Raw genomic sequence first — 12552 nt, 5'->3', positions numbered from 1 at the left:
AGCGACCAGAGCGAAGGAGCGCAGCGACTGAGCGCCGGGAGTGAAGAACGAGACCAAGGGGGCCCCGAACCCGCGACGCCGCAGGCGGCGCAAAAGACACAGAACCTTCGCGGACTGATCAGCTTCTCGCCTTCGCGTGTTGGCTTTGCTGGCCACTTACGCGTGTTGGCCTTGCTGGCCACCTTCGCGCGCCGGCTTTGCTGGCCACCTCCGCGCGCCGGCCCTGCCGGCCACCTACGCGAACTGGCCCCGCCCGTCACCTACGTCAACAAGCGGGGCCAACCCAGCTCAGACCACTCAGGCGTTCCAGTCCCCCAGCCCGTCCCCGGCGTCCATGGTCCCGCCCTGAGTGTTCTGGACAACCACCGGATCACCCTTACCCACGTTCTCGAAGAACCACCGCGCGTCCTCCGTGCTCACGTTCAGGCAACCGTGGCTCGTGTTCTCATACCCCTGCGAACCCACCGACCACGGCGCCGCGTGCACGAAGATACCGCTGTTGGAGATCCGGGTCGCGTATTCGACGTCGAGCTTGTAGCCCTCCGGGGCGTCCGTCGGCACACCGTAGGTGGACGAGTCCATGACCATCTGGCGCAGCTGCTCACCCACGATGTAGGTGCCGTTCGGCGTTTCGTGGTCCGTTTTGCCCATCGAGGTGGGCATGGTGCGGATGACCTCGCCGTTGCGAGTCACAGTGATCATCTTGGTGTTGTCGTCGGCAGTGGCGATCACAGCGTCCCCGACGTGGAACGAGCTGCGGCTACCGCCGGCCTCCACCACCACATCGGACTGCGCGGGCCAGAACTCGTCCGGCCGCCAGCGCACCTGCTTATCGCTCCACCAGTAGAAATGCCCGGGAACCTCGGTCGACGGAGTGATCTTGATGGCCCGCTCGGCCGCGGCCCGGTCGGCGATCGGCTCCTTGAAGTTGATGATGATCGGCTGAGCGACGCCGACATCCTCACCCTCGGAGGGGTTGATCGCGGGTGGCGCGAAGTTCGCCTTCGGCGGGGTCGGCTCGGTCTCGGTGATCCCGGTGGCCGAACCCGAAGGGATAGGCGGTAGTGCGTCGGCGGGCGCGGTGGCCAGCGTGGTGGCGGTGGCGATCGCGGCCGTCAACAGGACACCCTGCCGTAGCCGGCGACCGGCTCGGCGCGCGGTCGACTGCGACCCGGTGTTCTCGGTGACATGCATAAGAGTGTTCGTCCGTCCATTCGACTCTGGAGCGTGCGGCGGCCTGTGGGCTACCGATACGTCCGGTGGAGCACCCCGGCGAGTGTTCGCGGAGTTGTGGAGCGCCTCCACGGCCGCCGGGAACCGGTGATCTGCTCGAGAGTTCGAGAGTGCGTACCAGCGCCGCGGGTCGTGGAGTTGTGGAGCGGTCCCGACGGGCGTTGGTGCATCGCGGAAGTTATGCCGTTCATGCTGGTGCGCCTCCGCTCCGACGTCCTTCCTACTGCCTTCATCTCTTCGTGACCAACCGATGGTTCCGTTACATAGCCGTTATGCATGAGGCGTGGTGTGGGCCACTCCGGCGACGCCGAGAGTCTGATTGCGATACGTTCGAGGCCCTCACTTGGGCTTTTTGCGCCATCGACGGCTGCATGTCGAAAAATGGACACAAAAGTATCCAAACCTCTAGATGAGATATGTCACGAGCCTTCCGTCGCCGCGACGGTGGCTCGGCTGCGGCGGTCCGTCCCCGGACGTGCGGGGTCTCACCGAGTCGACGCTCGCGCCGCCATGGTGTATTCATGGCGTGTTGTTCCAAGCAAAGCTGTAGTGAGGTTCGGATTCCGGGGGAAGGGTTCGGCGTCGCAGCGGGAGGACTGTGCGTGTCTGGATGGACTTCGTCGCGATTGACGTTGGCGGTTGCCGGAATGGCGGTCGCGCTGGCGGTGGCCGGTTGTAGTTCGACCATCGACGGCCGGGCGCAGCCCGTGACCGAAACCGGAACCGTGGACGCCGTGGATGTGACCGGCGCGCCCGGCACCGGTGCGGAAACACAACCCACCACCACGTCCAGCGCGCCGACCACTACCGAAGCCGAGGATGGTGGCGACGTCAGCTTCGACGCCGAGGTCGGCGACTGTGTGCAACTCGCGGGCACCACGACCGATGCCAGTATCGAGGAGGCGTCCTGCGGTACCGGTTCGTCCAACTACCGGGTGATCGGTAAGGCCGCGCGCAGCACCGAATGTGTCAGCGACGCCGACAACTACTACGCCGAGAGTCGCAACGGGATCGAGATGGGCGCGCTGTGCCTCGATATCGACTGGGTCGTCGGTGGCTGTATGGACGTCGGCAGCGGGTCCGCGGGTCCGCAGCGAATCGACTGCACCGAAACGACTGCCGAGGACGGGGTCAAGGTGGTCGCCATCGAGGAGAATGCCGACGATGTGAACGCTTGCGGTGCCGGGAGCAGCGGATATGTCTATCCGGAGCGTCGCTTCGTGGTGTGTGTCGACGAGCTCTGAGCTCCCTGCGATTCCCGGAAACGAAAACGAGCGGGCCGGTGGCCCGCTCGTTTGTCGTTACCAGGTGTGGCGGCGTCAGACGGGCCGGAAACCCGCTCCGACACTCCCCCGATTGTTGATATCGCCCATGATGGTCGACATATTCGTACCCACTTCGGGGCCGAAGCAGGCAATGGCGAGATAGGCGTTCACCATGCCGACAAGTGTCGAGCCGACGACGACCGGTGCGCCGGAGTCGCCTTCCATCACGCACATCTGCGACCAGGTCTCCATAGTGCTCGCGAAGACATCACCGTAGGCGATACCGCAGGTGTTGCCGGTGGTACGGCCTTCTTTGCAGACGATATTCGGGAACTGCGCCGGATTGCCGACCCCGGTGATACTGAGATTGCCGACCCGGTTGACCGGAGTGACCCGACCGGCGTCGAATTCCAGTACTGCGTAGTCGAGGTCGGAGTTCGAATAGACGAATCGGCCGAGTGCTCCCGCCCCTGGATCCTGTTCGGAATAGACCTCGTGCCCAGGTGTTCCGCAGTGTCCCGCGGTGAGCCCGACCAGCCGGCCGGCTCCGTCGTGGCCGATCGTGGTGAGCGTGCATTGGACCGCCATATCGGACATATGACCGGCCTCCGAGGAGACGATCAGCCCGGATCCGCCACCGAGTACGGGTCTGCCGGGATCGGCGGCCGCCGTCCCGGAGCTGAGCAGTGCCGCACTCAGCGCGACGGCGAAGACGGCACCGGCCGCCTGGGCGAGTTTCCTGAACATATCCCTCCAGACCTCGAAGCCCGCACGATATCAATGTGTGGCACCTCATCGTGGCAGCAACGGCCGCGATGCGCGCCCCGAGTCGCCTCTACTCGTGGGTTCTGTTGTGCCACTCGCGAGTTCGGCTCTTCGGTCGAGCATTCGGCCGGATGTACGCCACGCACGGCGCAGACTGCGCGAACTCCGGCCACGATACCTTCGGAAGAATAGCTTAACGCTATTAATTGCCGCTGATTTCGCTACGCGGGTCGAGTAACGGTCGAATCTCCATGTCGCCGCAAATCGGTAATTTTCAGGAAAATCATCCGTTATTTATGTGAACGGCCGTTCTGCGCCGATCCAGCCGCTCAGCGCGCTTTATCCGCCGGTCAGCTGTATGTTCTTCCAGAATCGAGGAACTCTCATTGGGATATGCACCAAGACACATGTGATAACCCAATGGTCACGCCACGGAGGGATGAACGTCTATGACAGCCCTCTCCCGTCTATGGTGTGTTTCGCACTACTACGTAGTAAGGTGCCTCAAGCAAACCAGCCGTCGGGGTAGGTAACCGACGTCGAGAGGGGTTAGTCAGTGCAGTCGACCAAGAGTCCACCAACAGGTTCTCGGTTGAGCGGAGCGGTCGAGTGGACGCGGGACTACTGGCGCGACCACCCCAGACGTTCTTTGGAGACCCTCGGCCGCCAGATGACGATGGGCGTCGAGGCCGTTACCGAGCTCGTGGTCAGTATCTTCCGCGGCCGATTCCCGCTCGCGGAGTTCATCCGGCAATGCGCGTTCATGGCCAATGTGGCCGCGGCGCCCACTCTGCTGGTCGCCGTTCCGATCGGCGTTATCGTATCTATCCAGGTCGGATCGGTTGCGCAGCAGGTCGGCGCCACCTCGTTCATCGGTGCGGCCAACGGTCTCGGCATCATCCAGCAGGGCGCGCCACTGGTCACCGTTTTGATGATCGCCGGTGCTGTCGGCTCGGCTATCTGCGCCGATCTCGGTTCCCGCACCATCCGTGAAGAAATCGACGCGATGAAGGTTATGGGCGTCGATCCACTGCGCCGGCTGGTGGCGCCCCGGCTCGGCGCGGCAATGCTCGTCAGCGTGCTGCTCTGCGGTTTTGTTGTCTTCGTCGGATTTTTGACCGGATACATTTTCAATATCTTCGTCCAGGGTGGCACCCCGGGCTCGTATATCTCGACCTTCGCGTCCTTCGCGATATCACTCGATCTTTTTGTCGCTCTGGTGAAATCGCTGTTGTTCGGTCTGCTTGCGGCAATCATCGCTTGCGATACCGGGTTGAACACCCGCGGTGGTCCTGGTGGTGTCGCCAACTCGGTGAATACCGCCGTTGTCATGTCCGCGGTGATGTTGTTCGGAGTGAATGTGATCTTCACCCAGGTGTACAACACCTTGTTCCCGCCTCAGGTGGTGTGAGCAGGTGTCAGCAACCTATGTTCCTCCGCTGCTGAAACCCCTTCAGCAGCTGCGAAAAGCTGCCGGTGCGCCGGCCGATATGCTCGCCCGGCTCGGACATCAGGTGTTCTTCTTCCTGCGGTCCGTCGGTTCGATGCCGCTCGCGTTCAAGCAGTACCCCAAAGAGGTGTGGCGGCTGCTGTCCGATGTCACCTGGGGTAACGGCAATCTCATCGTCGGTGGCGGGACCATCGGCGTGGTGCTCATCCTGAGCGCCTTCGGCGGTATCACTGTCGGTCTGCAGGGTTTCACTTCGCTCGACCTGCTCGGTCTGAGTCCGCTCACCGGCGCGATCTCCGCATTCGGCACGACACGCGAATTGGGGCCCTTGCTCGCCGCACTGGCCTTCGCCGCCCAGGCGGGCTGTCGTTTCACCGCGCAACTCGGCGCGATGCGGATCTCCGAAGAGATCGACGCGCTGGAATCGATCGCTATCCGGCCACTGCCCTACCTGGTCAGTACGCGGATGATCGCCGCGATGATCACCATCCTGCCGCTGTACTGCCTCGGTCTCGCGATGGCCTACATCTCCTGCTCCGTCACGGTGCAGTTGATCGGCGATACCGCCAGCGGTACCTATCAGCACTATTTCTATCAGTTCCTGATTCCGACGGATGTCCTGTATTCGCTGCTCAAAGCAATACTCTTCGTTGCGATAACCACGTTCATCCAGTGCTACTACGGCTTTTTCGCCTCCGGTGGCCCGGAGGGCGTGGGTGTGGCGGCCGGTCGCGCGATCAAGATGTGCATCATCGTGGTCGTTTTCGTGGACCTCTTCATGACCTTGGCCATCTGGGGTGTCGACCCCGGCATCAGGATCTCGGGGTAGCCGAATGATCATCGATCCGAGTGGGCGTGGGCCCACGATGAAGCAGTTGTTCATCGCCGGCGTATGCGGCCTGGTCGTCTTCGCCGTGGTGCTCGGTTTCCTGATGGCCCGCTATCAGGGCTATTTCGTGGAGAAAGTGCGGGTGACCGCGAACCTGACCACCACCGGTGACGGACTGCCACAGAAAGCGGATGTGAAGTTCCGCGGGGTGCTGGTCGGTGCGGTCGAAACGGTATCGGTGGCCGCCCAGGGCGAACTCCAGCAGGTGAATATCGAGCTGAAACCGGAGTTCGTCGAGCAGATCCCGGCGACGGTCACCGCCCGGGTGGTGCCCAGCAACCTGTTCGCGGTCACCTCCGTGGAGTTGCTCTACAACGGTCCCGCCGACGGCCATCTCGAAGAGGGCTCGGAGATCGCGGAAGACCGGAGCCAGGGCACCATCGCCCTGCAGGACACATTGACCACGGTTCAGAACATCCTCGACCAGATCGACCCGATGCAGTTCGGCCGCGTCCTGGGCACCCTGTCCTATGCCCTCGACGGCAGTGGGCGGGCGCCCGGTTCGACCATCGAACGGCTCGATCACTGGCTGACCTCGGTGGACGAATCCATTCCGGATCTCGGTGTCTTCCTCGACGATTTCGCGGGTTCGGCACATGCGCTCAACGAATCGGCACCAGAGCTGATGGATGTGCTCGCTTCGTCGGTGCAGACCGCGAGCACGATCGCCGACCGGCGCGAACAACTGGTCAGCCTGATCAGCGGTGCCAGCAGCACGGTCGATCAGGTCAACGATCTGTTCGCGCGGAATCCGAATACCGGTAAAGACGTCACCATCGGCGCGAATCAGACCTTCAGTGCGCTGGCCGCGAATCCGGCCTCCATCACCAACGCGATCAGCAATCTGAACAACTCGGCCCGCGCCCTGAACACAACGTTCACCTGGGGCCCGCAGCGGCAGATGGTGTGGAACGCCGGAGTCAGCTTCACGCCGTTCAACCCGAACACCGTGGCGGACTGCCCGCGCTACGGCGATCTGGCCGGCCCGAGCTGCGCCACCGCACCCGCGGTGGCCGATCCTGGATACTTGCCCGAACAGATGAAACCGGGCCGGCTCCCCGCGGCCGACGGCCTGCCGGTGCTGCCGCCGATTCCCGGTCTGCCGGCGATCCCCGGTATCACCAGCCAGGCCGGCGCGCCCGCACCGGCCGCGCCGCCGGTGAACAACCCGTTCGCCGGTACGCCACTGGAGGGCCTGTTCCCGCAGGGGCTGCCGCAGATTCCGGGCATGCCCGGCGCGCCGGCCCCCGCGCCGGCCGCACAGCCCGGTGACCAGCCGCCGGCTCCGCCGGCCGAACCCGGTGCTGCCGCACCGGCGGCGGACAGCGGTAACGGTGCCGCACCGGCGGCCCAGCCCATCGCCTACGAGGGAGATGCGGCGGTGACGGCCCTGCTCGGCCGGAAGCCGACCTCAGTGGAGTACTTGATGTTGAGTTCGATTCTCGAAGGCGGAACCTTGCGAGTGACCGAGGGGGACGCCGCGTGAGGGGCGTCCGGAAACCGCTGATCGGGTTCAGTCTGTTCGCAGTGGTATCGGTGCTGGTCACCGTGCTGGTGTGGAATACGCTGGCCCGTACGGTCGACGGCGGTACGAAATCGTATTCCGCGGTTTTCACCGATGTGCTGGGCCTGCGTGAGGGCGACGACGTCCGGATGGCGGGTGTGCGCGTCGGGAAGGTCGAGAAGGTCGAACTGGATGGCGCCAATGCCAAGGTCAGTTTCATCGTCCAGGACGATCAGACTCTCTTCGGTAATACCAAGGCGCTGGTCCGCTACCAGAACCTGATCGGTCAGCGCTATGTCGCGCTGGCGCCGGGCTCCGGCGGGGACGCGTCCCAGCTGCCGGAGGATTCCACCATCCCCGTCGACCGCACCGAGCCCTCCTTCGATGTCTCGGCGCTGCTCAACGGATTCCAGCCGCTGTTCGAGGTACTCGAACCCGCGCAGGTGAACCGGCTCTCGGAGACCTTCATCCTCGCCCTGCAGGGCGACCGGGTCTCGTTGAGTTCGTTCATCACCCAGGCCGCCACCATGGCCACCGATTTCCAGCGGCGTGATGCCATCCTCAGCGACGTGATCACCAACCTCAGTGGCGTGATGGCTGGTCTGGCCAAACGAGGGGACGAATTGGAGACGCTGATAACTCAGACCAGAGCGCTGATCGGCGGCCTGTACGAGCAGGGGCAGTCGCTGCTCGGGTCGACCGAGCAGATCGCGGGCGCCACCACCGCGCTTGTCGGGATGGTGGGCAATATCCAGCCGAAGCTGGAGGCGGTCCAGAATTCGACACGTGACGCTTTGACCCTGTTCCTGGCCAACGGCGCCAAACTGGATCAGGCGGCGATCGACCTGCCCGCCATCCTCGCCGACGCCGGCCGATTCACCTCCGAGGGCGCCTACGCGAACGCGTATATCTGCCGGCTGGATGTCTCGCTGTACGGAGTCCTGTTCCCCCGCGGTCTGTTCTCGCAGATCGGCGGCAATTCGCAATCGGCGGTGTGCCGGCCATGATGACGAAACTCAAGACCTGGTTCAACAACAATCGCTATTTCGGCCTCGGCATCATCGGTGTCGTCGTCGTCGCTGTACTTGTCCTGGCCTCGACCATCTTCAGTAACTTCGGTTTCGGGAAACAGTCGATCAAGGCCGAGTTCGTCCAGTCCGCGGGTATCACCGTGGGCGACAAGGTCAATGTGGCCGGAGTACCGGTCGGGAACGTCTCGGGTGCCGAGCTCGAGGGCGATCACGTATTGGTGACCCTGCGCGTCGACGGCGATGTGGAACTCGGGCCGGACGCCCGGGCCGCCATCAAGATGGCCACCCTGCTCGGCGCGCGCTACGTCGATCTGGAGCCCGGTGACGGTACGGGGCTGCCGGACGACCGGATCCCGAAGAACAACACCGCGGTCCCTTACGATCTCGCGGACGTGGTCGACAAGGGCACCCCGGAGTTCCAGGAGCTCGATCCGGGCAAACTCGCCGAATCGCTGAACCTGTTCAACGAACAGCTCAACGGTTCGCCGGAACTGGTCGTCCAGTCACTCGACAGTATCGGTGCCCTGGCCAAGGTGATCGACAGCCGCAAGGGCGATGTCGAGCAACTGCTGAAGGACCTCGACCGGGTGACCACCATCCTGGCCGATAACCGCAACAGCGCACTGCTGATCATCACCCAGGGCGAGGCCATCGCCTCGCGCGTGGTGGAACGTCAGCAACTGCTGCGGACTCTGCTGGACAATGTGGCCACCCTGACCGCACAGCTGCAGGCCATCGGTGCGCAGAACAACAACCAGTTCACCACCACCCTGGACCAGTTGAACACCATGGCCTCGGGCCTGCAGAAGAACAAGGACAACCTGGACCGGCTGCTGTCGATCATGCCGCCGTCGGTGCGTTATCTGGCCAATGCCTGGGGTAACGGCAACTACGCCGAGGTCGGTATCCCCTGGCTGTTCCCGGACAACTGGTTGTGCTTCGCCCAAGTCGCCGAGGGGTGCCAGGGATGAATCCGTTGAATATCGGCAACGTGAAAAAAGCCGCGAAAGCGTTCGTCATCGGTGCCTCTGCGCTGGCGCTCGGCAGCTGCTCGATGGTGAACAGCGCGGTCGGCGGCGATATGAAGATCACCGCCGATTTCGAGAACATCGCCGGTATGTTCGAGGGCAACCCGATCACCGTGCTCGGGCTCCAGGTCGGCAAGGTCGACAAAATCGTGCCGCACGGCGATCTGGTCGAAGTCCATATGAGCATCGACGGCGATGTGGAGATTCCGAAATCGGCGATGGCCGTGATCGTTTCACCGTCGATCGTGACCAATAGGCATATCGAGTTCACGCCGCGCTACGTCGAAGGCGAGAAGCTGGAAGACGGCGACCATCTGCCGCTGGAACGGACCGACGTTCCGGTGGAGCTGGACACCATGCTCAAGACCATCGACCAGTTCGCCGACGCGCTGAAACCGCAGGAGGGTCAGGAGGGCCTCGGACCGCTGTCGGGCCGGGTGCTCTACCCGATGCTCAACGGTCAGGGTGAGAAGATGCGCGACACCCTCAACGCGCTGTCCAGCGCGCTGAAGGTCGGTGTCGACAACAAGGGCGCCATCGCCAACATCATCACCAAGCTGAACGAGCTGACCACGATGCTGGCCGAGAACGACCAGTCCGTCCGCGATTTCAGTAATCAGGCCACTCAGATGACCACCATGCTGGCCGAGCAGGCGCCCGGTCTGCAGGCCACACTGCAGCAGCTCTACGACTTCCTGAACAACACCAGTTCGATCTTCGCCACCCATCAGGATCAGCTGGTGGACACGCTGACCCGGATGAACACGGTGATCGACCAGTTGCGCCAGAACGCGCACGGCGTCACCGAGGTGGTCGATGTCGCGCCCATGCTGCTGCAGAACATCCACCGCTCGATGAACTATGAGCAGGGCTACGTCCGATTGCACGCGCTGATCGGCACCAACCTCGCGGGCGGTGAAATCGTGAGCCTGTTCTGTGAACGGATCCAGATGCGATCCGATGGCTGCCGGACCGGCCGGCCCGAGGATTTCGGACCGGACTTCGGACTCACCGCCGCACTGCTGGGACTGACGAAATGATGCGAACAATCCGACGGGCCCGCCGTACCGTGGCCGCCCTGGTGGCGGCCGGTACGGTGGCGCTGGCCTCCGGCTGCGGCCTGACGGTGGAGGACGTGCCGCTGCCGACCCCCGGCACCGGCGGTGAAACCTTCACCCTGCGGGCGGTTTTCGAGAATGCGCTCAACCTGCCCGATCAGGCGAAGGTCAAGGTCGGCGGTTCCGATGTCGGTGTGGTCACCAATATCGAGACCAAGAACTTCCAGGCCATCGTCGATATGGAGGTCCGCAAGGACATCGAACTCCCGGTCGGTACCACTGCCGAACTACGCCAGGCGACACCGCTCGGCGATGTTTTCATCGCGGTCGCCAAACCGCAGACCGAACCCGGAACGGCACTGCTCGAGGACGGCGATACGCTTCCCATCGAGAAGACCTCCGCCGGCGCCACGGTGGAAGAGCTGCTGCTGTCGGTATCGCTGATGTTCAACGGCGGCGGTATCGCCCACCTCACCCGGCTGGGCACCGAACTCGATTCCATCGTCGGTGGCCGCAGCGATCAGGTGGTCCATCTGACCAACGAGATCACCGGCGTGGTCGCCAGTATCAACGCCAATTCGGCGCGGATCGACAGTGTGCTGGGCGAGTTCAGCACACTGGCCGATACCCTCGACAACCGCCGCGCCGAACTCGGTCAGGTCGCCGATACGCTGCCGGATATGATCGGCGCGGTCGCCGAGAACAACCGGGCCCTCGGTGATCTGCTGAGCAAGATCGCCACCACCAGCGCCGCACTCGGGGATTACGCCAACACCGCGGGCGGTGACCTCGCCGGCACACTCGACAGCCTGAACAGTCTGATGGCGGCCCTGGCGGCCACCGGGGACAACTTCGGGGCGCTCATGGATATCCTGCACGAATTGCGCGGTCCGGTGGACGCCACTTTCCGCGGCAGCAGTCTGGCCGCGCAGGTCAATGTCACCAACCTCGATATCGCGATGCTCACCGCCCCCGGCACCAGCCACTTCTTCGACGTGCGCGATCTACAGGATTTCGCGGGCAGCCTGATCCAGATCCTCCAGGTCGTCCAGCAGCGCGTGGGAGGCCAGTGATGCTCAGGAACAAGATCCTCTGGTCGAATATCGGCATCGTCCTGGCGTTGGTGATCGGCGGAACCTATTTGCTGGTCGACGTTATGCGGGTGAACCCGCTGCGTAGCACCTACACGGTTGTCGTGAACCTGGACCGCTCCGGCGGCCTGCAGCCCGGCAACGATGTGACGCTGCGCGGCTTCCGGGTCGGCGAGGTCAGCAACCTCGAGCTCGTCGACAACGGCGCCGGGATCCAGGCCGAAGCCAAGATCGATTCCCGGTGGAATATCCCGGTGGACACCAAGGTCGCGGTGCAGGCGCTGTCCGGCGCCGGTGAGCAGTACATCGACTTCCGGCCCGCCGCGAACCAGGGTCCGTATCTGACCGACGGTTCGGAGATCACCTTCGACCCCGAGCGGGTCAGCACTCCGGTGCCGATCTCCGCGGTGCTGGAGAACTCCAGCGATCTGATCTCGCAGGTGAATCCGGAACATTTCTCGGTGATCCTGAAAGAGCTCGATACCGCGCTCAGCGGTGGTCCCGATCAGCTGCGTTCGATGATCGAAGGCGTCAGCCTGGTATCGGCCGGGCTGGAATCGCTGCTGCCGCAGACCACGAACCTCATCGCGAATCTGCGCACCATCTCGGCGACAACCGCCCAGGCCCAGCCGGATCTGGGTACCTTGACCGCGAATTCGCAGGTGCTGTTCGATCAGTTCAACAAGGCGAACGCCGAACTGGTGAACGTGCTGGATCAGGCACCGGGGCAGTTGGCGAGTGTCACCGCGACGCTGGACGCCACCAGCGATCCGATCACCTCGCTGCTCAACAATTTTGTCGCGGTCACCCGGGCGGCCCAACTGCGCCAACCCGCGCTGGCAGCGCTTTTCCCCGCGCTCGAACAGGGCGGCGCGGCCCTGGGCGTACCCGCCCACGACAACGAGTTCCACGCCATTCTGGATATCTGGTTCCGGCCGTACTGCCAGTACAAGTCCACACCGATCAAGACTCAGGTGGTCCAGGACGGCACGCTGCCGATGTGGAACTACTGCGACAACCCCGGCCCCGGCCAGCAGATCCGTGGTGCGGCCAACGCTCCACGACCGAACGTGCCGGACAACGGCGCGAACATCCCACCGGGGGTGGATCCGAACGAACGTACGCTGCCGCCCGTGCGGTAGTGGAGACCGGTCGTCCGGCGCCGGGTGCGACGGTGCATACTCTCGCAGAGATGCCCGCCACACCCGGCGGTCGTTTTTCCGACCGGGTAGATTACG

11 protein-coding genes are annotated in these 12552 nt (G+C 63.8%); 9 read left to right on the top strand and 2 right to left on the bottom strand.

Translation table 11 applies throughout. The annotated features are described in order from the left end of the window. Window positions 1-297 precede the first annotated feature (297 nt). Window positions 298-1194: a L,D-transpeptidase gene (locus tag ABZ827_RS30625; RefSeq protein WP_357244337.1), complete on the bottom strand. Its 897-nt coding sequence runs from the start codon at window positions 1192-1194 to the stop codon at window positions 298-300. Between the two features lie 641 nt (window positions 1195-1835). On the opposite strand from ABZ827_RS30625, the gene ABZ827_RS30620 reads away from it, so the two are divergent. Continuing rightward, window positions 1836-2477 (top strand): hypothetical protein, encoded by a 642-nt coding sequence (locus ABZ827_RS30620; RefSeq protein WP_357244335.1) that lies wholly within the window; start codon window positions 1836-1838, stop codon window positions 2475-2477. A gap of 75 nt (window positions 2478-2552) precedes the next feature. Here the strand turns inward: ABZ827_RS30620 and ABZ827_RS30615 are convergent, their stop codons facing one another. Then, complete coding sequence (locus ABZ827_RS30615; protein ID WP_357244332.1) at window positions 2553-3245, bottom strand: serine protease; 693 nt, start codon at window positions 3243-3245, stop codon at window positions 2553-2555. Between the two features lie 610 nt (window positions 3246-3855). On the opposite strand from ABZ827_RS30615, the gene ABZ827_RS30610 reads away from it, so the two are divergent. The 8 genes from ABZ827_RS30610 to ABZ827_RS30575 are packed head-to-tail and all read left to right on the top strand — an operon-like array spanning window position 3856 to window position 12456. After that, a complete protein-coding gene (locus ABZ827_RS30610; RefSeq protein ID WP_357244329.1) occupies window positions 3856-4674 on the top strand; it encodes an ABC transporter permease in 819 nt (272 codons plus the stop codon). Window positions 4675-4678: 4 nt separating this feature from the next. Continuing rightward, window positions 4679-5542, top strand: a complete 864-nt coding sequence (locus tag ABZ827_RS30605) for an ABC transporter permease (protein ID WP_357244326.1) — start codon at window positions 4679-4681, stop codon at window positions 5540-5542. Between the two features lie 4 nt (window positions 5543-5546). Next, on the top strand, window positions 5547-7088 hold the full coding sequence (locus ABZ827_RS30600; protein WP_357244323.1) for an MCE family protein: 1542 nt from the start codon (window positions 5547-5549) through the stop codon (window positions 7086-7088). Then, window positions 7085-8113 carry an MCE family protein gene (locus tag ABZ827_RS30595; RefSeq protein ID WP_357244320.1) on the top strand — a complete coding sequence of 343 codons (1029 nt, stop codon included), beginning with the start codon at window positions 7085-7087 and terminating at the stop codon, window positions 8111-8113. The genes ABZ827_RS30600 and ABZ827_RS30595 overlap by 4 nt, the downstream gene beginning before the upstream one ends. Further along, window positions 8110-9108: an MCE family protein gene (locus ABZ827_RS30590; protein WP_357244317.1), complete on the top strand. Its 999-nt coding sequence runs from the start codon at window positions 8110-8112 to the stop codon at window positions 9106-9108. Before ABZ827_RS30595 ends, ABZ827_RS30590 begins: the two co-directional genes overlap by 4 nt. Next, window positions 9105-10205: an MCE family protein gene (locus ABZ827_RS30585; RefSeq protein ID WP_357244314.1), complete on the top strand. Its 1101-nt coding sequence runs from the start codon at window positions 9105-9107 to the stop codon at window positions 10203-10205. Before ABZ827_RS30590 ends, ABZ827_RS30585 begins: the two co-directional genes overlap by 4 nt. Then, window positions 10202-11296: an MCE family protein gene (locus ABZ827_RS30580; RefSeq protein ID WP_357244311.1), complete on the top strand. Its 1095-nt coding sequence runs from the start codon at window positions 10202-10204 to the stop codon at window positions 11294-11296. The genes ABZ827_RS30585 and ABZ827_RS30580 overlap by 4 nt, the downstream gene beginning before the upstream one ends. Next, on the top strand, window positions 11296-12456 hold the full coding sequence (locus ABZ827_RS30575) for an MlaD family protein (protein ID WP_357244308.1): 1161 nt from the start codon (window positions 11296-11298) through the stop codon (window positions 12454-12456). The genes ABZ827_RS30580 and ABZ827_RS30575 overlap by 1 nt, the downstream gene beginning before the upstream one ends. Window positions 12457-12552 lie beyond the last annotated feature (96 nt).

The organism is Nocardia sp. NPDC019395, from assembly GCF_040632335.1.
In the GTDB taxonomy this organism is placed as follows: Bacteria; Actinomycetota; Actinomycetes; order Mycobacteriales; family Mycobacteriaceae; genus Nocardia.
This window is presented reverse-complemented; position numbering and strand designations above follow the sequence as displayed.